We start from the raw sequence: 23,642 nt of genomic DNA on the forward strand, positions 1-23,642 counted from the left end.
ACATTTTTTAATCGCTATTCATTACCTTTTGTAAGCGCTTTTATTAAGTCGTTTACTATAGCTTATAGATGCAAAATAGAATATAATGTAATTAAAGATAGTTATTTTTTTATCAAAGGAGAACACCATGCCGGAATTATCCGTATGCATTATTTCTAAAAATGAAGAGGAGAATATAGAAAAATGCCTTAGAGCGATCACCCCGCTTCAGAGCGAGATCATCCTTACGGATACCGGAAGCAGTGACAGGACAGTTGAAATTGCCAAAAAGTATACTAAAAACATCTTTCACTTTGACTGGTGCGATGATTTCAGCGCTGCCAGAAACTATTGTGCTGCCCGTGCCTCCAATGACTGGATTCTTTTCATAGACTGCGATGAATATCTGGTTCTTGCTGATATTCTGCGTCTTAATGAGATAATAAATGAACACCCTCTTGAGATTGGAATGGTCAACAGGATAAGCCCTTACCCGGGAGATGAAGCCCAGCAGTCAAGGCACGATTTTGTTGCAAGACTCTACAACAGAAACCTTTATACCTACAAGGGGACTATTCAGGAAACTATTGAGCCAATCAATGAAGAACTTGTTCCTATGGATTACGACAGTCCTAAATATTTTGAGATTCCTCTAACTTTCTATCATGCCGGTTTTGAAACCATTAATAACAGGCGCAAAAAAGCTGAACGAGATCTCACCATGCTTCAGGACATTTTAAGGACAGAAGGTCCTTCAGCTTATACCTATTACCAGCTTGGTAAATGTTATGTTGCTATGAAAGATCCCGCGCTTGCTGCCCACTACTACTATAGCGGAATCTCCCTTAATCCCAATCCTGTTCACACCTATGTCCATGACATGGTAGAAAGCTATGGGTTCTGCCTTTTAGAGCTCAAGCAATATGATAAAGCGCTGTCTCTTGAGCAGTACTATGATAATTTTTCAAGCCGTGCAGACTACGTATATCTCATGGGACTTATTTATATGAACAATGCAAGATATGACGAAGCTATCGCTCAGTTCAAAAAGGCTATTGGCATCAAGAACTACTCCATAGAAGGTGTCAATACCTATGCTCCAAGATACAACATAGGTCTGATATACGAAAGCCTCGGAAAACCGGATGAAGCTATCTCATTTTATAAACAGTGCGGATCTTACGCTCCTGCAATTAAAAGGATAGCAGCTCTAAGCTAGATCTCTACTACATGTATGCTCTTTGGAATCGTATTTTTGCAGCCTTTTGAAACTATGACATATCCGTCTTTTTTCAAAAGGCGAAGGAGCTTCATAAGTAACTCATCCTGATTCTCAGCATAGTTTAGTGCATCATAGATACATATTATGTCAAAAGAGTGATCGGTAAAAGGAAGATCTGTCACCTCTATATTACCTGCAATTATGTCTCCCATGTATTTACCAAGAGCTGCAACCTTGCCATACCCTTCCGTTCCTGCCACGTAACAGTCATTAAATCTGTATTTGAGTGCAGACATATTAACTCCGAATCCGCACCCTATCTCAAGAAATCTGAACCAGGGATATATAGGCTTTCCTCCAAGCTTGCCTTTTACTATATCACCAACAGCATTTATAAGATCATCCGATACTGCTTCAAACTTCCAGATATCGAATCCCCATTTTTCCTCAAATAATCTACGGTTTTTTAGCATGAGATTTTTTCTGTATTCTACGCCCTTCTCATCTTCTGTATCTCCGCCCTGATGATATACAAATGCATTATGACACAAGATCTGCCTAAAGCCAGCTTCAGATATCCTTATCCCAAGATCATCATCCTCAAAATATGCAGGAGTAAATCTTGGATCAAAAAGGAGTTTACGTTCTCTCATGCTCTTTAGAGCATTCTGAACAGACTCAGGAAAATGAGCTTCATCCTCACTGGTATGTTCTATAAAGACACTATTTATCGCTTCTCTTTTTATAAGCTCGCAAAATCCCGTAAGTCTGACCTTGTTTTCATAAGGATGCTCCATAGGGATGTTATGAGCAGATCCATACTTGATAGCTGCATCTATCTGATCTGTCGTGCCAAGGTAGACCTCTACACTTTGTTCTGTAGCATTATTGGATACTGCTCCAACCGCGCCAACATTAGAATCTTCATATAATCCCATCCTCATCCAGAACAAGGCTCCGGGAGTAAGGACCGCATCATTATTGATAAGCAGTACATCATTTTCTTCCTGGCTTGCTATGATTCCTATATTACAACCTATCGAAAAACCGACATTGTCTCCATTTTCTATAAGCCTTATCCCAGTCTGCTGCCTTAGCCATTTGGCAATGCCATCGGTAGAAGCATTGTCTACAACGATTATCTCATCGCCTTCAAAGCATTCATCTTTTATTGCCTTAATGCACTTTTTCATAAGCCATTCATCATTGTAAGACAATATGATAAAAGACATATTCCTGACTCTGAAATATGGTTTTTTCTTGCACTCCATGATCTCATCCCTGATAGGCGCAATATCTTCTTCAAGTGTGCAAAACCTTGAAGCCTGCTCAAAGCAAAGATAAGCCTGGTCATTGTTCATCCTTTTGTAGATAAGACCAAGCATATAATAAAGTTCATAATTGCGCTGATTTTTGGAAAGACCTTTCCCAATAGCAAGAAATTCTCCTCGCAGATCCCCGAGTGCTTCACACACAGTGGCTTCAAGAAGATATAGCTGTTCAGGATTTTCATCATCGCCGGAAAGAAGACTCTTTTGATCTTCAGAGTTTTTAAGCTCCCTGATCTTCTGTGCAGCTTTTTGATATTCTCCGTTTTCTACCAGCGACCTGATATTCTCGTACATAAGAATCAACCTCCTCGGCAGGACTGCGAAAAAATTAACCACTCTTTATATACCATTATAATTTGAATATCAATATTATACAAAGGTGTTTATTTTATGCACGTTTGGAGCCTGTTTTTGGAACCGGAGCAAGTGATAAAAAGTGCATTTAACCGTTAACATATAATTAAAAATAATAAAATTTTGTCATTTTTAACGAAATTTAGTTGATTAATAATGTTTTTTATGATAGTATCATAGTAAGTATAAATATATTTATAGCCAAAAGTGGCTTGCCCCGCAAGGAAATCGCTTAAGGAAGAGCGAGACGTATCAGCAACAGAAAGGAAAAGCTGAAGATTCGAAAGAATCTACCTTGCATCAATCAAGGAAGAAAGGAGGGCATCATACATGGCTAACAACATCATGTCAAATGGTATCTACAACCATTTTCTAACGTCATATGCATCGAATGATATCACTAAAGCCGATTCTCACAAAAAAGATGAGCTTAAAGATATCTACAAATCGATAGTCCGTATTAACAAAGATTCCCCTCTTTATCTTCTTAAACAGGATAGTGTTAATGAGGAAACCGCTATTGCATTCAAAGAATCTGCACGTAAATTGCAGGGTGATCTTGCTATGCTCAAAGGTGACGGCGACAGTGGTGATTTTAATAACAAAGTCGCATTTTCATCCGATACAGAAGCGGTATCCGCTACCTATATAGGCCAGGCGTCAGCCGATCCTCCTTCATTTGATATAACTGTAGAAAGGCTTGCACAGTCACAGGTCAATACCGGCAATTTCCTTCCAAATGAAAAGACAACTCTGGAAGAAGGAAGTTACTTCTTTGATGCCACAATAGGCGAACAGAGTTTCGAGTTCCAATTCTCTATCGGAGCGAATGATACAAATCTTGATATCCAGCAGAGAATTTCAAGGCTTATCAACAAAGCCGGTGTTACATTGGAAGCAGAAGTTATAAGTAACGAAAACGGCGAGAATGCCATAGAAGTCAAGGCTTCCAAGCAGTCTCTAAAACAGGGGCAGACAAGACAATTTGATATAATGGATGCCCTGAACAGTCCCAGACACGGCATCGTTCCATATTTTGGCCTTGGCAACACAAGTATAGAACCGACCACTGCACAGTTTACTATAGGCGGAGAGACTCATACATCGCAGTCCAATCACTTCACAGTTGCTTCTGTATATGAAATAGAATTAAAAGAACCCACAAATGGACAAGAACCTGTACACATCGGCGTCAAATCCGACAATGATGCTCTTGTAGAAAACGTCAAGAATCTTGTAGCAAGTTATAACACCTTCCTTGACAGCGTCTCATCATCAGATGAAAACATGCCTGCAAGGGCCAAGATGCAGACCTCAATAAAGTCTGTTGCATCGCAGCATATAGGAAGTCTTGGACAGATAGGAATAGGTCAGCTTGAAAACGGACATATAGAACTAAATGAAGAATCACTAAGGCAGATGCAATCACAGGCACAGGATCCTTCAGAACTCATGGTTCCTGTCAAAGAGTTTGCAGATCATCTTAAGAGTATCAGTAAAGAGATAATGCTGGATCCTATGAAGTTCACGCAAAGGCCTATAGTTAATTACAAGAACCCGGGTCATGAATATGCTAACCCATATATGACCAGCGAATACTCAGGTATGATGTTCAACAACTATTGCTGATCATAAGCGTATCAATAAAGATTTAAAAAAGCCGAAGCATGTTTTTTATAATGCTCCGGCTTTTTGGATCTAATTAAGATTTTAACATTATGAGGCAAGTGTCAAAAATTCCTTTTGACAGCATCAAGTGCCTGTCTGATGACCTGATCCATATTGTAATATTTGTACTGACCAAGACGACCGCCGAAGATAACCTGTGTCCAGCTTTCAGCTTCTCTTTGGTATCTGGCAAAAAGGATATTGTTCCTGTCATTGTTCATTGGATAATAAGGTTCATCACCAGGCTTCCACTCTGAAGGATATTCCTTGGTGATCACAGTTCCTCTACCCTTACCAAACTCAAAATGCTTGTGCTCGATGATCCTTGTATAAGGAACTTCTCTTTCTGTATAGTTAACAACAGCATTGCCCTGATAGTTATCAACTTCAGGCATGCTTGTTGTCTCGAATCTTAGAGAACGATACTCCAGATTGCCAAGTTCATAATCAAAGAACTCATCGATCATACCTGTATATACGACCTTAGCAAAAGTATCTCCATCTTTGGATGTGATCTCTCTTCCCGGCCTTTGCTTTTTCATATCTACAAATTCAAAGAAATCTGTTGAGAGCTGTACTGTGATATTGTTATGAGCCTGAATACCGCAGATCTGGCCGCCCATATCATCACGCATTCCCAGAAGTCTCTCACACATTGCAGTATATCCGCCTGCAGGGATTCCCTGATATGGATCGTTGAAGTAATTGTTATCATATATGAATCTGAAAGGAAGACGCTTTATGATAAATGCAGGCAGCTCGCTACAGCTTCTACCCCACTGCTTCTCTGTATATCCTTTTATGAGCTTTTCAAAGATATCCTTGCCTGCAAGAGAAAGTCCCTGCTCTTCAAGATTATCAGCTTCAAAATTACTGATATCGTAATCAGTCGGCTCTGATACTCCGCGATTTTTGAGGATCTCTATCACAGCTTCACGGCTCTGCTTACCAATTATTTTCTGAGCCTGCTCGGGTGTTCTGATACCCCACATCTTGGAAAAAGTGTTCATGTTAAACGGAAGATTGTAAAGCTCATCCTTGTAAACAGCCATCGGAGAATTCACATAGTTGTTAAAATGAGCAAACTTCTGAACATACTGCCATACTTCCTCATCTGATGTATGGAAGATATGTGCACCATAATCGTGAACCTGGATTCCCATATTCTCACTGGTATGGACATTACCGGCAATAGTGTCCCTTTTATCAATGACAAGGCACTTTTTGCCCGCCTTAGCGGCTTCATGTGCAAATACACAGCCATAAAGGCCTGCACCTACTACAAGATAGTCATAATTCATAATAATTCTCCCCTGGAAAAAAATTCTGCTGAAGGAATATTCCGTATAACCGCAGTACGGATGACAGCTTTTTGTGGATGCTGTAATCCGGAAAGCGAAAAAGTTACGAAAATTTTCCGACAACAGAATTTATGATATCAGACTTTCTATATTTTTTAAAGAAGATAATAATTTACATATTTTAGTTTTTGAGATATATTTCAGGGACATTAGTAATAATATCAGTCACACCGAATTCTGAATACTTGCCCATGTCTCTTTCTTCAAGCATCCTACCATCATTAAAGAAGGGCTCTTCCATATTCCAGGCGCGGATCGGCACATCTTTAAGCCTTCCTTCTCCTCTTGCATTCATCCCTCCTATCCATGGATGAAGAGCATCGGCGCCTGCATAAACAGCCCCTTGTATACAGCCTTCCATGGTACCTGAAAGCATGCCGGTCTTGGCCGAAGGAAGGAGCTCTTTGATTATCTTGATAGATTCTGCAAGGAATGATGAATATACTATATATTTCTCCATCTCAAATTCGCTTACAATATCAAGAACCTTCTGCTCAATTCCGGGATATCTCACAACGCTTGTTTTAAGCTCTATGTTAATAAGAAGACCATTTTCTTCGCAGTAGGGCTTGAGGAGCTCTAGCATCTGCTTCAAGGTAGGTATAGTCGTAGTCTCACCGCCCGCCATCTGTATATGGAGTTTTTTTAGCTGATCAAGTGTATAGTCTCTTACATACCTTGTTCCATCAGTAACCCTTCCTGTATGCTCATCATGGAATACAACAACCTCTCCGTCCTTGGTAAGCTGCACATCCGTTTCTATACCTGTGATGCCCGGGATTTTGGCTGCTGCCTCGAAAGCTTCCAACGTATTCTCAGGATATGCCATGCTGCATCCTCTGTGAGCCCAGATCTTAACCTCTTTCCTTTCGCCCTGTTTTGGTCTTTGCTTTACAAAAGCTTCTATGACAGAGGCTGCGGCGATACTCTCTTTGGTAGTAAGAATCGTTACAGGATCACTTGTTATCACCTGATTCCTTATCTTCTCATAAGTATTCTCGGACATATGATCAGTCAGATTGTTCCTGCCAATAGAAGCAACTCTTCTTCTAAACTCTGCAAGATCATACGTAAAGCCGTTACTGTTGCTATCGCAGTAGATGATGTCATTGTTCTTATCATCATAGGATTTGATAGTAAATTTGCGCATAAGATACCAGGGCGACTCAACATTGATACAGCCCATGGAACCAGTGATGGTAAGAGCATCATCGCTTAGTACTGCCGTAGCAGCCTTAACCGTTGCCTGTGCATGATCGTACTTTAGAGTTACTTTAGTATATGTATCAATACCATTTAATCCGTATACGGCATTTATGTTTATATCCTTGTACGAGGTTCCAAGCAGTCTTAGAACAGGAGCCAATACAAAATTACCAAAAGTTTCAAAGCAGCCACCTTCAGGGAATGAATGCTCTCTCTCATTAGTAGGTATAAGTCTGGAAAAAGAAGCTTCTATATCCACAATGCTTCCTATAACTCCACTTTTAAGAACCTCTGTTAGTTTCATAAAACCTGGCGTATTAAGGCTTCCGGTTGCCTCCATAAGGACAAGTCCTTTGTTAGAGGCCATATCATAAAGGTCTTCTGCTGTCTTTGAAGACATGGATATAGGAGCCTGACACAGTACATGTTTACCTTCATCAAGCATCTTTTTGACAAGTTCTTCTCTGCAGCTGTTCTCTGCTGAGATATAGACCATGTCACAGCTTCCGGATACAACTTCAGGATCAAAGGTTGATGTCCCACAGTGGTATTTTTTTGCAAAGTTCTGCGCCTTATCAATTCTTGTATCATAGATGCATGTAAGATCATATTCTCTGCTCTTTGCTACTACCTGTGCAATAATATCCGCAGTTCTACCCGTTCCCATTATTCCAATCTGCATAACATTCCTCCACTTTTAACCCTGTTTTTCTTTTCAAACTTCGCGCTTGTCAAACATTCGTGCCTTTTGCAGCTGCTCCAATACGGATGTTTGGCAAGTATTTAGTTTTATACCTATGTCTATTATATTCCTAAAACAGGTGCTTTACCAAGCCTGGCAGGGGCAAATAGAAAGAGCAACAGCTATTATCATGAGATTCTGACTGACCTGAGCATGAAAAAAGTCATACGTGAATCCATGAAAAAGTAATAATATATAGCTACACGTTATTTTGTTAATTGACTTTTGAAAATTCATATGATAAAGTAATTCCTGTTGAAAATTTAATACCCAGATGAAAATGGTAGCGAGACTTTGATAAAACCAAAAGGCTGTTATGCAGCCTTACAGAATGAGAATGACTTCTTATTCTGTGTCCCCCGCGAAAGTTATAATTGCAGGTGACCACAGTTTTATTGATGTCTTTTTTTTATGTTTATTTGGCACTAAGCATATGTACCATTTGTTTTAAAAGGAGGATTATTATGCCACAGACAAAACTTCAGAACGTTATATTCACTATCATGATGGTGCTTGTAATGGTATACGGTATGGTCGTATACAACATCACTTTGGATAGAGGAGCACTTACTAACGATGTATTTTACATTGCTCTTTTTGAGCTTCCTATTATGGGCGTGATCGGTTTCATTATTGAATTCCTTATTGCAGGAAAGCTTGCACAGAAGATGGCGTTCAAGATCGTAACACCAGGTCAGGACAAGCCTATCATGATAATACTTGCAATATCTACTATGACAGTTATGTGCATGTGCCCCATGATGAGCCTTGTAGCCACATGTCTTTTTAAGGGAATCGATTCTCAGATCATCGCTAAGTGGATCCAGCTCACTGTGACCAACTTCCCTATGGCTCTTTGCTGGCAGATCTTCGTAGCAGGCCCTGTTGTCCGCTTCATATTCGGCCACACATTTGCAAAAAGCAATAAGTAAGAAGTCCAATACTTCGCCGCACGACCAGGCAGCATTCCCAAAGCCTGGTCCAAGTCGTAATATAGGTATATTACTGAAACTTCGCACTTGCCAAACATACGCCACCATTTGAGGCAGTGCCGATGCGGATGGTTTATAATGCATTTTCATATCTTGAAGGTGTTATAATTCAGGGCATGATATCTGAATTTTTATATTCTAGGGTCTGAAACTCGCTTCGCTCAGACATGCAGACCCTAAGAAGAATATAAAAATCCATCTCTCATGCTCCTGAATTTTATAACACCTTCAAAAGATATGAAAATGCATTATAAACCATCCACATCGGCGCTGCCTCAAATGGTGGCGTATGTTTGGCAAGTGCGAAGTTTGAATATATTATTAATCGCCTAGAAGCTCCATGGCTTCATTAACATAGCGCATGGCATTTTCTTTAAAGTGAGCTTTTTGAGAAGGAGATACTTTTTTGACTACCTTGGCTGGTACGCCCATTACAAGGCTGTCATCGGGAATTACTGTGTTCTCTGTAACTAGTGCTCCTGCACCTATGATACAGTTCTTGCCTATATGGCAGCCGTTCATTATAGTTGCATGCATGCCTATAAGACTATAATCATCAACATATGATCCGTGGACTATAGCACTATGGCCTACTGTTACATATTTACCTATTGTAACAGGAAGGCCTTTTTCTTCATGTATGACTGCATTGTCCTGTATATTAGACCCTTCACCTATAGTTATGGTATCTCTGTCAGCTCTTATGGTCGCATGATTCCATACGCTGCACATAGGCCCTATGGTCACATCTCCTATTACATCAGCAGAACTAGCTATATAAGCTTTTTTATCTATCACAGGTTCTTTCATCACTAAATTCCTTTCACTGATAATATACATACCTTTTTGAACTATTGCTATTGCCTGTAATAATTCTTCCTTCTCATTCTGTTACTGTATTGGGCAAAGAATATCCTGTCAGATTCTGAACAAATTCCCGCACTCCATGTACTCCAAAATATAGCCTTGGATTATTTATATAATATACAATCAAAAGAGTTACAACAATGCATAGAATAAAAGATATCGTCCAAAATATTGCTTTTATTACCACATTCCCTTTTGTCTTATTAAGTTCAAACGTTCTATATGAAATCAGCACAAATGTAGCGAAAAAAATCAGTGTGATCGCCCAATAAACTATTATTCTCTCATCGATTGTCATTTTGCAATCAATTCCTAACAAAGAAGCTACATCATCTAAACAATAATACTTATACTTGTAATAATGATCGTTATGTTGTTTATTCTCCACTCTGACCACTTCTTTTAATATATTTTGGGAATCCTTTATTTCATAAGTCCAAAAATAAACATTACATCCATTTTCTTTCTTTCCTAGAAATGAATACTCAAATTTACCTTTTTCAAAAGATATATTTTTAACCTCATCTCCAAACCAAACCCCATAAAAGACATCACCAGTTACATCTGTATTCTTTGTATCCTGTGGAATATAGTGACCTCTTCCGGCTATTGCTTCCATCAGATTGAAAACAAATTCATCCTCGTACCAATCACCATCATTAGTATGAAGCTTATATATTGAACAATAATTCCCCCAAACCCTGTACAATCTTTTGGTAACAGTATCGTATTTATAACATAATACTCGATCGTCAAAAAACTCCAAGCCTTTCGAAACCAATATATATACATTATCGTTTACTTCATACTCTTTTAACGGCTCTAAACCAATATGTTCTTCAACTTCATCAAGCGTGTCATATAAATCACCAAAACCCAAACTCGATTCATTAGTCCCATAATAAACATCTGATGTTTTGTTCTTATAAAAATAATTGGATACATAAATACTATAAAAAAAACATATAGAAACTACTACTATACAAATCAAAGCTATTCCATATAGCTTATTAGTGCGTGTCATCAATATAATCCTCCCTGAGTTTTATACCCATTATTCCCATATTCTAATGCTTCATCGTATTACAAAAAAACATTTATATCCTCATTATCTTTTATTATTGTCAATGAAGATGACGGCACGGTTCCTGTAGCCAATAGTAAGGCACAGAACCAATATCTTGGTCTGTGCCTTATATCACATGTGGTTAGTCGGGGCCAGGTACTGCAATATTAGCACTTTCCCAGCAGTCCCTGACCCTGATTCACTGTAAAGATATTGCCTATATTATGTCTCCGGCACTTCCCAACTATCTACTATTTCATAATTAATTCCATTATCAATAGCATATTGCTCTGCTGTGGAACCAGAGGTAGTGATTATAACTGCGTTGTCAACTCGAATAAAAATACAGTTACCTATAGTTGTAACACTATCCGGAATATATACACGTATATCGCTCTTTTGATCTCCAAAGCATAAATCTTTTATTTCTGTAACAGTATCCGGTATATATACTTCTGAAACCTGAATAGGATAATCATAACCCGGTTCTACATCAAATGCAGGATCTATAACCTTTACTCCGTCCGGCACTACAACTATTTCTGATTTTCCTTTGTATACTTCGAGTTTATCTTTTATTATTACAAAATCCGATTTCTGATTTTCTTCCCATGGGGTGTAATTCAAAATCGACGTACCAATAATATCAGCTTTTTCCACCCCAGAAATATCAGTGATTCCACTATATATAAACGCATAATCTCCAATAGATTCTATTCCGTCATTTAATGATATTTTCTCAAACGATTCACATCTAAAAAATGCTCCTTTCCCTATTATCTTTATTGAATCGCCAAGTTCAACATTTTTTAACTTTGTATCATCATTAAATGCATATTCTCCTATAATCTCAATATTTCGAGCATATATGCTTTCTAAGTTTTTACATTCTGAAAATGCAGCATAATCTATTTTAGTCATCTTATCAGGTATAGTAATACTGATAACTGTCTGGGCGTTGCTAAAGCAATCCGGTCCAATATGCCTTACAGGTATGCCTAATATTCTTTCAGGAATTATCAGCTCTGAGTCTTCACCTACATATTCAACCAATGTAATGCTTCCTTCATTAAACGATATCTTGTAATCACTTACTGCCAGAGGCATTTTAATATCATAAAAAAAGGAAATACAATACATTGTTAAAAATAGCAAACCTGCCGTTAAGAAAGGCAATAACAATAATTTCTTTTTATTCTTCATCAATTTATCCTTAGCTATTTTATTCATGCTGTCTGTATCTACATCTGCACATTGTGACGCTGGAATTGCTTATCAGATATATCTGCACAAACCGCAACCGCCAAGCGCTTTTGTCATTATACATACAATTAGCTTCCTGTAAATGATTTTCCGACAGATTGTACATTTCATCCGACGAATGACATCTTGTCATGACCAAATGCATACTATCAATAAAAAAAGCTGCTGCCTCATATTGGCAACAGCTTTGCATTACACGTAATCACATAAGTTTGTTGAGTTCATCAAGATTAGCGCCTGCAGCTTCAGTAGCCTTCTTATTCTCGGCCTGAATCTGTGCATATACTTCCTGACGATAGATCGGAATTTCTTTTGGAGCTGCGATTCCGAGCTTAACCTGATCTCCGCGAATCTCGAGAACGGTGATCTCTATATTGTTGTTGACGATAATTGCTTCGTTCTTTTTTCTGGATAAAGCTAACATATGACGTCCCTCCATGACCTCTGACTTTTTTCTTGATGTATAATTGTCCTCATGTCTTGAGTAAGATTATTAATTACTCTTCCCATACCCGCTTAATCTTAACACGGGCAGACTTTGTGTGCAATGATTATTTTTACACAGTAAATCAAAAAAGCCAGATATCCTGTATTTTAGGCCTTTTTCTCATTATTATCTTTCATCTTCTTGAGAATGTCATATATCGGATATTTGATCTGATATTTATCATCGTCAAGTATAACCTGACAGCCCTTACGAGTGTCGGCGTTAATGATAAAAGGTCCCTTAAGATTAGCAGTCATCTTAGTAAGATCATGCGGAACTGTTAATGTTACAAGAACAAGCATATTATCATCAGTGATAGGCTTTACATCCTCAAGCACGTCATCTTCAACTTCAGGATTATAATCTTCCTGAACATGAAGCGGATCCATCACAGGCATTGCAAATGCAGGTTCATCCAATGATTGAAGCCACTGAATATTATGACTTCCCTTATCCTTGTCATACATAAGTGAAAACCTGTTAAGATCAGGAAATCCAATGATTCCATTTGGAAAAACAATTATCTTGTCATCCGCAATTTCAATCTCACCAAAAATCTTAGTTGCAATTTTCATGCTATCCTCCACATAGTATCACTTAGCACCAAAACATGTTTATTAATTCAATACAAAAAATACTAATCCAAAACATTTTTCGGATTGTTTAGTGATATTCATAACCCTAAAATGCATGTTTTATCATTATCAGTACTGGTCATTCTATAGATTCATAGCATCTATATAGATAGGCGATGCCGTGTCCAAAATTATTATATATAGTTCATCAGTGATTCCTTCATTATCTTGCTTGTTGCCATAAGTGATGACTGATATATAAGCTCTGCTGTTGAGAGGTTGGTTGCAGTCTCAGCAAGGTCTATATCTTCATTATTGCTCTGAAGAGTCTTAAAAGTTGTCAGCTGGTTTTTAAGTCTGTCCTGTGTCATAGAAAGTCGGCTTGATCTGGTACCATTTTCTGTAACCGCAACATTGGCTTTATCAAGTGCAGCCTGCATCGAAGTGATCTTCTTGCCAAACATATCTTTTAATTCTTCCTTCATGTAGTCATACGACTTCTGAGAAGCAGCGATTTCTCTCTTGATACTTGCAATCGCATTTTCATCTGTTGTTACAGATAGAGTACTGTTCATAGTACCCATCATAGTCTTGATATTCTTCATCTGATTAACAAGTCTTCTTATGTCCTGAACATCCCTTTTTACAGTTGTAGTGAAGACTTCATCTGCGGTTGTATTAACTTCTATAGTCTGTCCGTATCCTACGTCATACTGCATGATATGACCTGAATTGCCGCCATTATAAACTACTGTCACGCCGTCATCTATGTTGGTGCACTTCATAAGATTTTCAGGTCTTGTATCGCCGGAGAGCCAGGATGACTTATCATACAATACGTTTATATTATTGGCATTGGTTATATCAGTAAGAGATTCAAGTTTTTCTTTAAGCTTTGCTGACAGCAGGATCTCTCCTGTATAAGCATTAAGGCAGAAGCACTCATTCTCAGTATCTTTTTCCAGTGCTACATATATATCGTCAATAATATCTTCTGTAGTAGTTGAGTCTATAACCTTGGGAAGACTTGGTGCATTTAAGACACCCGGCTTTATAACTGTCTCGCAGTAGGAGCTGTATACACTTCCGTTAGAAGATAAGTTTACAACATTGATACTCTCTCCTGAATCTATAAGAGAGCTTTCGTTGCTTATCTGATATGTGCCATCAGTATTGACTGTCATAGAGTATGCATTACCTGCAAGGTCATATACATCAACTTCATAAGGGGCATCCGATGCGCCTGTAAGAGGGACCTGAATGGTTGTCTGATCACCGTTAATAGTAAAATTGAAGGTAGAGAGCGCTGCATCTGCAACAGTAGCTGTAATATCATACGCCTTGACTTCACCATTGTGATCTACTGTAAAAAGACTTGTACCTGACTGTGAGTTTACTGCCTTTATAGTATAGCCTTCGTCAGCTTCCGGTGTGATGGAATATGTAGTAGTCGATCCATTGGATTCTGTAACTGTTGTAGACTGAAGTATGCTGACCTGAGCCTTCCTCGGGCTTCCTGCTGCATCTGTATAGTTTATCATAAGGTCTGTTCCGTTGATGTCTACATCTATATCAGTTGCAGTAGCAACGCCGTTTTGATTAAGGGTCATTGAGAAAGGTCCAAAAGATGAATTCTCACCCTTTATGGTATATCCATAATCATCATTTCTTGAAGCAGTATATGTTGTCACAGAACCGTCAGCTTCTGTGACTGTTACAGCATTATCCTTATAAGTCGAAATATTAACTTTACGAGTTATTCCGTCCCTGTCTTTAAAAGCAAGATATACAGTATCTTCATCTGCTGATGTTGACAAAATAGATGTAGCAGGAACTGTAAAATTCTCACGATATCTTACAGACACGTTACCTGTATCAGGATCGATATTGTCATATGAAAGTCGTATACGACCTACATATGAAGCAGACATATCACTTTCTGCAGGATATGATGTATCGCTTGCTCCAAGACTATATGCTCCTATTACCCTTTGAGATGTATCTATATTATTTTCATTAAATTCATCGTGAAGCTTTATATACTGTGTACTCTCATCATCCTTAAATGTAAGTGACTGCTGGGTTCTGTATCCTGTGAAAATATATCTCCCGGCATAATCTTCATTACCTGTAGAATAATACTCATCAGAAAGAGCACTCATCTCTGTAAGGATAGTGTCTATATCATCAAGTGTCTCGTACTGGTTTACACCCTTATTGCACTGCTGGATCATAGATGTCAGTACATCTGTGATAGTAGAAAGGGCATCTTCAGTTACGCTCAGCCAGCTTTCTGCATCATTTGCATTCTTCTCATAATACTGGGACAGTTCTGTAACATTGCTGCGAAGGCGAAGCGCTCTTATTGCAATAACAGGATCATCAGATGGTCTTGTAAGCTTCTTGCCTGTAGCTATCTGAGTATTAAGATCATCCTCTGCCACCTTATTATTATTGATATTATAGATTGAGTTATTGTGCATTATCTTGTTAGTAATTCGCATATAAAACCTCCACAAACGAAGTGAAATTAATCTCCCAACCTCGGAAATAAATGTCACGCAGTGATATTTATTTCTAGGAGTTAATTTCACGAAGTGAAATTAATCTCCCTATCACGCAGTGATTTTAATCTCCCTATTACGGAAATAAATATCACCATGTGATATTTATTTCCCGGAGTTAATTTCACGAAGTGAAATTAATCTCCCCTATACCCCAGTATTTAGTATCAGCTGATCGTACATCTCTGTCAGTGTCTGTACCACTTTCGAGCTTAGCGTATAAGCATTCTGGAACTTTACAAGGTTAGCTGCTTCTTCATCTTCGTCAACGCCCGATGTTGATAATCTCTGATTTCCGATCGTATTTCTAAGACCCGAATATGTTTTTTCCATAGTATCTGCATTACTTGTATTAAGCGATGCATCAGCCAGTATCTTATCAAGGAACTCTCCTGAAGTTGCTCCTCTGAATATCTCTTTGGAATTGAACATGTTACCAAGCTTTTTGATATTACCAAACTCATCATCACCTTCTGTGATATCAGCCTTGGTTGCAAGAATATTGGCATTGTGTTCCATTGCCGAATATACTGCGAAGTTATCAGCTGTGAGATAATAATATCCGTAGTTGGTCGTAGTCAGTTCTTCGAAAGTATACTGGGCAGGTGATGTATTACTGGACACTGTTCTGTCACCTGTTAGCATGTAGCATCCATCTTCTCCTGTTGATGTGTATCCTGTAGTAGTTATGTTATTGACTTCTCTTGCGAAGTTCCTGATCCACTCATTCATCTGAGCCTGATAATACGGAACACCCTGATAATCTATAGACTTTCCGATATTGACTGTATCGTAAGTCCTTGACTGAAGCCTTGAAAAATCTACTGCACGTCCTGTCTCATCATCAGTGTCATCCAGGGTAAATGTATAATTACTGTCTCCATCATAGGTCCAGCCTGTATATTCATAACTTCTGGCACCAATCTGGATCACACCCTGAGCAGGAAGTGTACACTGTGCCATATCCTTAAGATAATCATTGGATACAGACACTGTCATAGTATGAGTAAGAGGGTTCCAGGCACCGCTTGTACCATTGAAGAATTTCTGATTATTGCCGTCTCTCATCTGAAGAAGACCGTATAGCTTACCTCCTATATTGGCATTATCCAGATCAAAGTTAGATATGAACTTGCCGCTTCCTTCTTCATAGTTACTTCTTGCAACCTTAATGTTATAAAGACCTGTTATATCATTCTGGTTTATGGATTCATCTTCATCTCTGGCAACGCACACAAGCTTGTTATAGCTGTAGGTATCTACAAGGCACTGACCACCTGCGACCCAGATCTCATATCTTGTGGCACCGGTATCTCTTTCAGGATCATTTTCATCTATAACATCAGTCTCTCTGACACTGACAGATATATATTCAGAAAGATGATCTATAAGAAGATCTCTTGTATCTCGAAGATCATTGGCAGTAGTTCCTGTCATCTCGACGATATTGATCTGCTCATTAAGACTTGCAACTTCTTCTGCTATAGAGTTAATAGCATCACAGGTGGATTTTATCTCCAGATTGATATCATTTTGAAGATTCTGAAGATTTATGGACATTGTATTGAAGTAGTCTGTAATAGCTGTCATGGAAGCTACATATGTAGCCTTGGTTGTTGTAGTTCCTGCGGCAGTCATTACTGACTGAAGATTGGCCTGCATTCTTGAAAAAAGAGTTGAAAAGCCCGTCTCTCCATTGTCGTCAAGATACTGCTCTACAAGGCTTTGATAGTAATTTTTCTGAGAATACTCACCGTAGAGCTTTTCATTGTCACGGTATCTTCTGTCATAGAATTCGTCTCTTATTCTCTCTATAGCTACCGTATCAACGCCTGCTCCGGCGCAGCCGTATGTGGTAAATACCCTAAGAGCATCAGCAGCTTCCTGATCAACCTTCTGCCTTGAATATCCATCAGTATTGGTATTCGATATGTTATTGGCTGTCGTATTCATTGCCGCATTTGCTGCCCTTAGGCCTGATGCTGCAATATTAAGTCCGAAAAATTGAGATGGCATATTATAAATCTCCTTAAATCAGCTACCAAGAGATGTAACTACATGTTCAAGCATCTCACTTACTACATTGATAAATCTGCTTGCTGCATTGTAAGCATTCTGAAACTCTATCATGAATTCCAGCTCTTCATCACTTGATACTCCTACTATCTGCTCTCTTGCTGAAGAGATAGTATTAACTGTGATGGTCTGATTCTCAGAAAGAGCTTTATTGATACTTCCCGTATTGGCAACCTGAGATACAAGAGCGCTGTAATATTCCATCAGGTCTATCTGGGTAGCTACATTGGGATTAAGCTTGTAACGTGGATCTGTAAATACTTCTTTTAATGCTGTTGCAGCAGCAGTATCTTCTTCTCCCTCGATGGTTACGAAAGTATTCTGGGTTGGCGTCTGAAGGAGTTTTTCATTAACCTCGGTATTAACGATAGTAAAACCTGTAAGGTTATTGCCTGCCTTATGAAAATCATCAATATCATAGATAAGGGCATCGTCATCATCTATCATGTTGAACATCACATAATCTGCAGGATTAGCCTTGCCCTTGCCATCTCTTAGGTTCTGAAGTGTAGCAGGATTGCTGGCTGCATTCTCATACACATCATTGATGGCTGTTACTATGTTATTGAACATCTGGTCGAATTCTGCTTCTATATTCATTACAACTGACTGAGCTATATTCTTGTTATAATAAACTCCTGTCTCATCATCTGTAATATCATGATAGGTCGCATTGTGGTCACCCCTTGCAAGGAGTGTGGATCTTAGCTGTCCAACATCAGTATTGAGCTGAGTTGATACAGTTCTTGTGAGGTCGTATACATGAGCTCCGCTTATGTCAAGAACAGTATTCCCTTCTTCATCTTCATATTTTTTGGCTGCATATTCCCAATAAACTGTATTGTAGTTACATGGGCTTTCTTCAATGTCACATCCAAGGTGATGTACATTATCAGAAAGAACAAACTGTGTTCCTTCGAAGTTAACAAGAACATTTCCAAAAATATCTTCTTCGTAAGTTATATTTCCAAGTTCTCCAAGTCTGTCAAGAAGACTGTTTCTGGCATCACGAAGATCGTTGGCATGCTCTACATAACCTGATTCTATGGCTACGATCTTCTGATTAAGTTCTCTTATTCCATCACCTATATCATTTATTTCATCAACAAGTTTTTTGACCTGACTGTTGAGATTCTCCTGATATTCTACGAACCCTTTGTAAACCGCTTTTGCACTTTCAACAAATTCTGAACACCTGTTCACGAAAGCAGCCTGGTTTACTGCGCTGGTTGGATCTTTTGCAAGCTCCTGCACCTGCTGCCATAGATTATTAAGATTGTCTACAAATTCAGCACCGTTCATCTCCTGAAGAAGATCTTCCATCTGTTCAAGTGTTTCATAAGATATGTCATAAAACTCGCTACGTCCGCTTTCAAGTCTGTAAGAAGCATCAAGGAATACGCTCCTGACCTGCTTACAGTTAACATATGCAACACCAAGACCTGTCTGTTTATGGGATATGGCAGGTTTTATATCTATAAGCTGATATTTTCTGTCACCTTGTGATACCTGCTGACGTGTATAGCCTTCTGTACCGATATTCGCAAGGTTATGTGCTGTTGTATTAAGAGCATTCTGTGAAGTTTGAAGGCCGGATACACCGACATAAAGGTTTGCCATTAACATAGGTCTTATCTCCAGTTAATCTTCTTTGACTTTGGTAAAAAAAAGCAGACACACCGAAGTGTTGTCTGCTTTTGTGAACTACCGAGTGAAACGTCCGGCACTGATCACATTAAGTTGTGGTCACTGCCTGGCATCGAATCTGCCCGAGTTTGTTCCTATAAGGGAACCCATGGTTCCTGCTGTTTTGTCATAATTAGCGGTTTCAGGAGCACTGCCTGCCTGTTGCAGGATGTTCATTTCGAACTGAACCATTTCAAGAGACCCTTCTAGAAGTTCCTGATTCTGGCTGTTAACAATCCTGACATGTTGTGAGATACTCTTAAGCTTATCTCTTACCTGTGCCAGTTGTTTTTGCTCCGATGGCCGTTTATCCAGCATACGAACCAATTCGGTCAGTTTCAATGTCTTGACATCCTTGTTCAATACATTAGCAATATCCGTCATTACTTCGACCCTGCGCTTTTCCAGCTTCTGGATCTTACCAACAGCGATCTGCTCCTCATCCGTGATTTGCGAAAGTTTCTCGAGATCTCCGGCTGCAATTACCGGTGTCTTCTTACTCGATAATCCCAAAAGCTCGTCATATGCTGTACATTCCTGATTCAAAACCTCTATCAGATCTTCCATCAGACTAGCCATGGGGTTATCTCCTTACGCTTTTTTTTAATCTTTATGCAAATTCTGCAAGCATCTTATCAGCAAAATCATCTGCGCTGACATCGTATGTGCCGTTTTGTACCTGCTGTTTTAGAGGAGCAACGATGTCTTCTCTAATGTCAGGTGCATTCTTCACTGCCTGCTTAGCAACCTGGATATCTTTACCTAATGAAGAAATCTGGACATTATCTGTCTTTGTTGCCTTCTCGGTCTTTCCAGTGTGCTGTACCTTTTTTGTGTTATAAACCTGTTGTATCTGGTTGTAAGCTTCAATACGCATTGCTTTCTCCTTTCTGGGGAGTTCTTTTGGACCTCATTGTGTGCCTGGCTTTGCGCCCGGCCGGTAGCTCGCTGACCTCCTTGTCTCCAACGCGAACCCTACTTCTATTTCTACTACATTTATCGGTCGAACCCCAATTAACTTTAGACTGTGAAGGTATTATTTTAGTGCATTTAGGCAAGTTTGTTACATTTGAACATTTCCGCGCTGGATTACGGTCCCTAAATACTACACTTTTAATAGCCTTCGGTTTCCTCCCTATTCAAAACATAGGGAAACGCTACATTTTCGTGATCGTTTCCTTGTTATTTTTGTCTTATAGGCTATACGTTCGCCGATTACGGCTAATCCTCCTTTCCCCTTGATACTGCATAACCTCCTCCTTTAGGAAATTTTATTTCCCTGATAAAAAAGATATCTTTTTCATCAACGATCATGCAGTACGTTCTCTTTCTTTGAACTGACGCTTCTTTTCATAAAGCTCTATATCTGCACGGCGAAGGAGCTTTTTGATAGAACGGTTGTTCTGTTCATTGCGCACCCAGCCGATGGATATACTAAGATTGTATGGCTTTTTAAGCCTATGATTCTCAACAGCCAGAGTCATATGGATATAATCACACAGATGCTCTGCATCAAGATCAGATTCTGTCTCCATTACAACTATAAACTCATCTCCGCCGTATCTGGCTATAAATGGTCTTCCGGGGACACCTCCGCAGGCTTTCTTAAGACAGGAAGCTACAGCGATAAGAGCCCGATCACCTTCTACATGTCCGTAGGTATCATTGATAGACTTGAATCTGTTCATATCCATCATCAGGATACAGATTCTCCCCCTCATAGGAGTCGAAAGTTTGTACCACAGATATCCTGTAAGCTCATTTCGGTTATTAAGCCTGGTAAGAGGATCAAGTGATATAAGCTCATTCTGATTATCGTTATAAAGTGCCACCATGTACAAAAGGAGTGTTGCTATTGTAAGTGACTGCGTCTTATCAATATAAGCTATAATACCCAGAACCGCAGATGGAATAAGACATACTCCGTCTTCCAGAATTTTCTTCAAAGTCCTGTTTCGCAGGTGTATTTCTATATCCAGAAAGCTGTAGGCATAGACTATCATATACACCGCTATTACCGCAAACACCACAATATACAGTCCACTAAATGCCTTATCAAGTATCCTGAAAAAGGCTTTATCCGCATCTTCAAAAAAATGGCCTATCAGATCTGTTCCCAGGAGAAAAAGGCATAGAATCAGAATCTTTAGGTAGTTTCTTGCTTTTCTTTTGTTGGAGTGATTTCTTTTGATATTAGCCAGAATCATCGCAGACAGTCCTATTCCGAACAGACGGAATATGACATAATAATAATTCTCTTCCATACCGGTTTTCTCCCTTCCCGCCGGCAGGGTCCTCCTGATCCTAGTCCCCCGGCATAGTCCGACTGCAATCAGATGCTTTTGTCATGTAACAGTCTGTATTCGAACTCTTACTGCCACTTATTATCAGCAACTGATATTACCCTTTTTACAGTCGTTCCATAAAAACCCCTATACAGAAAGATTATCGGATGATTTTGAAAATACTTAACCCCTTTTTGAAAATTTTTTTAAAAAATAAAGCTTCCTACTTTAAAAGCAGGAAGCCTATATTAAAAATCCAAAAAATCATTACTGAGCTTTGCTCATCTTATCAGATTCACCCTGAGTCATCTCAAAGTCTACACCTGTTGGATTAGGAAGTTCATCTTCGAACTTGTAGTCCTTGCCCGGAAGTACTGCATTAAGAAGGATACCTACAAGTGAACCTGTTGCAAGACCTGAAAGTGATACTCCGCCAAAAGGAAGCGGAAGTGATCCTGCTGATGAATAGCTGATTCCGATTGTAAGAACCATGATCATAGCAGCTACAAGTACGTTTCTACTCTTAGAGAAATCCACATGTGTCTCAACAAGGTTCCTGATACCTACTGCAGAGATCATACCATACAGAACAAGTGAGATACCGCCTATTGTACCGCTTGGCATAGTCTCTATGATTGCTGCGAACTTAGGGCAAAAGCTCATAAGTACTGCAAATCCTGCTGCAATCCTTATTACAAGCGGATCATAAACCTTAGTAAGTGTAAGAACTCCTGTGTTCTCTCCATAAGTTGTATTGGCAGGGGCTCCGAAAAGTGATGCAATAGTTGTAGCAAGACCGTCACCTATAAGTGTTCTGTGAAGCCCAGGATCCTTGATATAATTGCGACCTGTTGTTGAGGATATAGCTGAGATATCACCGATATGCTCCATCATAGTAGCAAATGCGATCGGAACGATAGTGATAACTGCTGTGATAAGAACGCCTGAATCAAAGCCCTTAGCAAAGAGTGAAAATACTGTATTGTCAAAATGAACAGGGAAGCCAATCCATGCAGCACTTGCAACCTGTGAATAGTCGATCATCTCAACTCCAAGAGCATCCATTATAGCTGATACAAGATATGAACCGAGAACTCCCAAAAGGATAGGAACTATTCTCACAAGACCTTTACCCCAGATATTGCAGCAGATAACTATTGCAATAGCTGTTATAGCAGGGATCCAGTTCCAGTTATCAGCACAGTTGTTAATAGCAGATGGGGCAAGATTAAGACCAATAGCAATGATGATAGGACCTGTAACAACAGGAGGGAAGAACTTCATGACTCTTCCTGCACCAAAAGTCCTAAAGAGAAATGCAAGAACTAAATATAAAAGACCGGAAACAGCAACACCAAAACATGCGTACGGAAGTAACTCTTTATTAGAAGAACCATCGCTAAGAAGCGGTGCTACTGCGGCATATCCACCAAGGAAAGCAAATGAAGAACCAAGAAAAGCAGGAACCTTACGTCCTGTAATAAGATGAAAAAGAAGTGTACCAAGACCTGCAAATAGAAGTGTTGTCGATACATCAAGACCGGTAATAATAGGAACAAGAACTGTTGCTCCGAACATCGCGAACATGTGCTGAATTCCCAGAACCAGCATTCGCCCGGTTCCCAGCGTACGAGCATCATAGATGGGCTCGTCAAAGGTTTTGGTATTTTTACCCATATTTATCCTCCCTATATTTGTTGAATAATGTTTGACTACTTGTTCAAACCCAAATATATTATAACGGACATTTTTATAATTTCAACTTAAATTTTATCAAGTTTACTTCCCACTTTGCCGGTGACATATCCGAGAAAATCTCGCTAAGGCAAACAGAATATATCACCAGCAAAGTGGGAAGTTTTTTTTAAAAAAATCCGAGCAGATTCAAAACTATCGAACCTGCCCGGATCTCTATCTT

At 39.1% G+C, this 23,642-nt stretch carries 18 protein-coding genes; 3 read left to right on the top strand and 15 right to left on the bottom strand.

Annotated elements, in window-relative coordinates; genetic code table 11:
• The first annotated feature begins 127 nt into the window (after positions 1 to 127).
• Positions 128 to 1,198: a tetratricopeptide repeat-containing glycosyltransferase family 2 protein gene (locus BMX21_RS11675; RefSeq protein ID WP_092044537.1), complete on the top strand. Its 1,071-nt coding sequence runs from the start codon at positions 128 to 130 to the stop codon at positions 1,196 to 1,198.
• On the opposite strand, the gene BMX21_RS11680 is transcribed toward BMX21_RS11675, so the two are convergent.
• Positions 1,195 to 2,826 (bottom strand): glycosyltransferase, encoded by a 1,632-nt coding sequence (locus BMX21_RS11680; protein ID WP_092044541.1) that lies wholly within the window; start codon positions 2,824 to 2,826, stop codon positions 1,195 to 1,197. The genes BMX21_RS11675 and BMX21_RS11680 overlap by 4 nt on opposite strands.
• A 390-nt stretch (positions 2,827 to 3,216) precedes the next feature.
• Here BMX21_RS11680 and fliD point away from each other — a divergent pair, with 390 nt between their 5' ends.
• Positions 3,217 to 4,515 carry a flagellar filament capping protein FliD gene (gene fliD / locus BMX21_RS11685; protein WP_092044544.1) on the top strand — a complete coding sequence of 433 codons (1,299 nt, stop codon included), beginning with the start codon at positions 3,217 to 3,219 and terminating at the stop codon, positions 4,513 to 4,515.
• Between the two features lie 101 nt (positions 4,516 to 4,616).
• Here the strand turns inward: fliD and glf are convergent, their stop codons facing one another.
• On the bottom strand, positions 4,617 to 5,855 hold the full coding sequence (gene glf, locus BMX21_RS11690) for a UDP-galactopyranose mutase (protein WP_092044547.1): 1,239 nt from the start codon (positions 5,853 to 5,855) through the stop codon (positions 4,617 to 4,619).
• 181 nt (positions 5,856 to 6,036) lie between these two features.
• On the bottom strand, positions 6,037 to 7,803 hold the full coding sequence (locus BMX21_RS11695; RefSeq protein WP_092044550.1) for a glycerophosphodiester phosphodiesterase family protein: 1,767 nt from the start codon (positions 7,801 to 7,803) through the stop codon (positions 6,037 to 6,039).
• 524 nt (positions 7,804 to 8,327) lie between these two features.
• Between BMX21_RS11695 and BMX21_RS11700 the strand changes: the two genes are divergently transcribed.
• Complete coding sequence (locus tag BMX21_RS11700) at positions 8,328 to 8,795, top strand: DUF2798 domain-containing protein (RefSeq protein WP_092044553.1); 468 nt, start codon at positions 8,328 to 8,330, stop codon at positions 8,793 to 8,795.
• 381 nt (positions 8,796 to 9,176) lie between these two features.
• Here the strand turns inward: BMX21_RS11700 and BMX21_RS11705 are convergent, their stop codons facing one another.
• The 12 genes from BMX21_RS11705 to BMX21_RS11760 all read right to left on the bottom strand — a co-directional run bounded on the left by BMX21_RS11705 (position 9,177) and on the right by BMX21_RS11760 (position 23,401).
• Positions 9,177 to 9,665 (bottom strand): gamma carbonic anhydrase family protein, encoded by a 489-nt coding sequence (locus tag BMX21_RS11705; RefSeq protein ID WP_092044556.1) that lies wholly within the window; start codon positions 9,663 to 9,665, stop codon positions 9,177 to 9,179.
• Positions 9,666 to 9,738: 73 nt separating this feature from the next.
• On the bottom strand, positions 9,739 to 10,746 hold the full coding sequence (locus BMX21_RS11710; protein ID WP_092044559.1) for a hypothetical protein: 1,008 nt from the start codon (positions 10,744 to 10,746) through the stop codon (positions 9,739 to 9,741).
• Positions 10,747 to 11,010: 264 nt separating this feature from the next.
• A complete protein-coding gene (locus BMX21_RS11715) occupies positions 11,011 to 12,018 on the bottom strand; it encodes a leucine-rich repeat domain-containing protein (RefSeq protein WP_092044562.1) in 1,008 nt (335 codons plus the stop codon).
• A gap of 235 nt (positions 12,019 to 12,253) precedes the next feature.
• Positions 12,254 to 12,475, bottom strand: a complete 222-nt coding sequence (gene csrA, locus BMX21_RS11720) for a carbon storage regulator CsrA (protein WP_022753687.1) — start codon at positions 12,473 to 12,475, stop codon at positions 12,254 to 12,256.
• A gap of 170 nt (positions 12,476 to 12,645) precedes the next feature.
• A complete protein-coding gene (gene fliW, locus BMX21_RS11725; RefSeq protein ID WP_022753688.1) occupies positions 12,646 to 13,113 on the bottom strand; it encodes a flagellar assembly protein FliW in 468 nt (155 codons plus the stop codon).
• Between the two features lie 194 nt (positions 13,114 to 13,307).
• Positions 13,308 to 15,617, bottom strand: a complete 2,310-nt coding sequence (locus BMX21_RS11730; protein WP_092044565.1) for a flagellin N-terminal helical domain-containing protein — start codon at positions 15,615 to 15,617, stop codon at positions 13,308 to 13,310.
• A 207-nt stretch (positions 15,618 to 15,824) separates the two neighbouring features.
• The gene (gene flgK / locus BMX21_RS11735) at positions 15,825 to 17,693 is read right to left on the bottom strand and encodes a flagellar hook-associated protein FlgK (RefSeq protein WP_092044568.1); all 1,869 of its coding nucleotides are present in this window, start codon (positions 17,691 to 17,693) and stop codon (positions 15,825 to 15,827) included.
• Between the two features lie 18 nt (positions 17,694 to 17,711).
• Positions 17,712 to 19,379, bottom strand: a complete 1,668-nt coding sequence (gene flgK / locus BMX21_RS11740; protein ID WP_022753691.1) for a flagellar hook-associated protein FlgK — start codon at positions 19,377 to 19,379, stop codon at positions 17,712 to 17,714.
• 120 nt (positions 19,380 to 19,499) lie between these two features.
• Entirely contained in the window at positions 19,500 to 20,018 is a 519-nt protein-coding gene (locus BMX21_RS11745; RefSeq protein ID WP_242829804.1) for a flagellar protein FlgN, read from the bottom strand.
• Between the two features lie 31 nt (positions 20,019 to 20,049).
• A complete protein-coding gene (gene flgM, locus BMX21_RS11750; RefSeq protein WP_022753693.1) occupies positions 20,050 to 20,316 on the bottom strand; it encodes a flagellar biosynthesis anti-sigma factor FlgM in 267 nt (88 codons plus the stop codon).
• A gap of 433 nt (positions 20,317 to 20,749) precedes the next feature.
• Positions 20,750 to 21,703 carry a GGDEF domain-containing protein gene (locus BMX21_RS11755; RefSeq protein ID WP_092044571.1) on the bottom strand — a complete coding sequence of 318 codons (954 nt, stop codon included), beginning with the start codon at positions 21,701 to 21,703 and terminating at the stop codon, positions 20,750 to 20,752.
• Between the two features lie 288 nt (positions 21,704 to 21,991).
• Entirely contained in the window at positions 21,992 to 23,401 is a 1,410-nt protein-coding gene (locus tag BMX21_RS11760; protein ID WP_092044574.1) for a uracil-xanthine permease family protein, read from the bottom strand.
• Between the last annotated feature and the right edge of the window lie 241 nt (positions 23,402 to 23,642).

Origin of the sequence: Butyrivibrio sp. TB (assembly GCF_900110805.1) — a bacterium.
Taxonomy (GTDB): domain Bacteria; phylum Bacillota; class Clostridia; order Lachnospirales; family Lachnospiraceae; genus Butyrivibrio; species Butyrivibrio fibrisolvens_C.

What these genes read in the sequence shown, in the direction of transcription:
- BMX21_RS11675 (WP_092044537.1), top strand. Translation starts at nt 128, where the DNA reads ATGCCGGAATTATCCGTATGCATTATTTCTAAAAATGAAGAGGAGAAT.
- BMX21_RS11680 (WP_092044541.1), bottom strand. Translation starts at nt 2,826, where the DNA reads ATGTACGAGAATATCAGGTCGCTGGTAGAAAACGGAGAATATCAAAAA.
- fliD (WP_092044544.1), top strand. Translation starts at nt 3,217, where the DNA reads ATGGCTAACAACATCATGTCAAATGGTATCTACAACCATTTTCTAACG.
- glf (WP_092044547.1), bottom strand. Translation starts at nt 5,855, where the DNA reads ATGAATTATGACTATCTTGTAGTAGGTGCAGGCCTTTATGGCTGTGTA.
- BMX21_RS11695 (WP_092044550.1), bottom strand. Translation starts at nt 7,803, where the DNA reads ATGCAGATTGGAATAATGGGAACGGGTAGAACTGCGGATATTATTGCA.
- BMX21_RS11700 (WP_092044553.1), top strand. Translation starts at nt 8,328, where the DNA reads ATGCCACAGACAAAACTTCAGAACGTTATATTCACTATCATGATGGTG.
- BMX21_RS11705 (WP_092044556.1), bottom strand. Translation starts at nt 9,665, where the DNA reads ATGAAAGAACCTGTGATAGATAAAAAAGCTTATATAGCTAGTTCTGCT.
- BMX21_RS11710 (WP_092044559.1), bottom strand. Translation starts at nt 10,746, where the DNA reads ATGACACGCACTAATAAGCTATATGGAATAGCTTTGATTTGTATAGTA.
- BMX21_RS11715 (WP_092044562.1), bottom strand. Translation starts at nt 12,018, where the DNA reads ATGAATAAAATAGCTAAGGATAAATTGATGAAGAATAAAAAGAAATTA.
- csrA (WP_022753687.1), bottom strand. Translation starts at nt 12,475, where the DNA reads ATGTTAGCTTTATCCAGAAAAAAGAACGAAGCAATTATCGTCAACAAC.
- fliW (WP_022753688.1), bottom strand. Translation starts at nt 13,113, where the DNA reads ATGAAAATTGCAACTAAGATTTTTGGTGAGATTGAAATTGCGGATGAC.
- BMX21_RS11730 (WP_092044565.1), bottom strand. Translation starts at nt 15,617, where the DNA reads ATGCGAATTACTAACAAGATAATGCACAATAACTCAATCTATAATATC.
- flgK (WP_092044568.1), bottom strand. Translation starts at nt 17,693, where the DNA reads ATGCCATCTCAATTTTTCGGACTTAATATTGCAGCATCAGGCCTAAGG.
- flgK (WP_022753691.1), bottom strand. Translation starts at nt 19,379, where the DNA reads ATGTTAATGGCAAACCTTTATGTCGGTGTATCCGGCCTTCAAACTTCA.
- BMX21_RS11745 (WP_242829804.1), bottom strand. Translation starts at nt 20,018, where the DNA reads ATGGCTAGTCTGATGGAAGATCTGATAGAGGTTTTGAATCAGGAATGT.
- flgM (WP_022753693.1), bottom strand. Translation starts at nt 20,316, where the DNA reads ATGCGTATTGAAGCTTACAACCAGATACAACAGGTTTATAACACAAAA.
- BMX21_RS11755 (WP_092044571.1), bottom strand. Translation starts at nt 21,703, where the DNA reads ATGGAAGAGAATTATTATTATGTCATATTCCGTCTGTTCGGAATAGGA.
- BMX21_RS11760 (WP_092044574.1), bottom strand. Translation starts at nt 23,401, where the DNA reads ATGGGTAAAAATACCAAAACCTTTGACGAGCCCATCTATGATGCTCGT.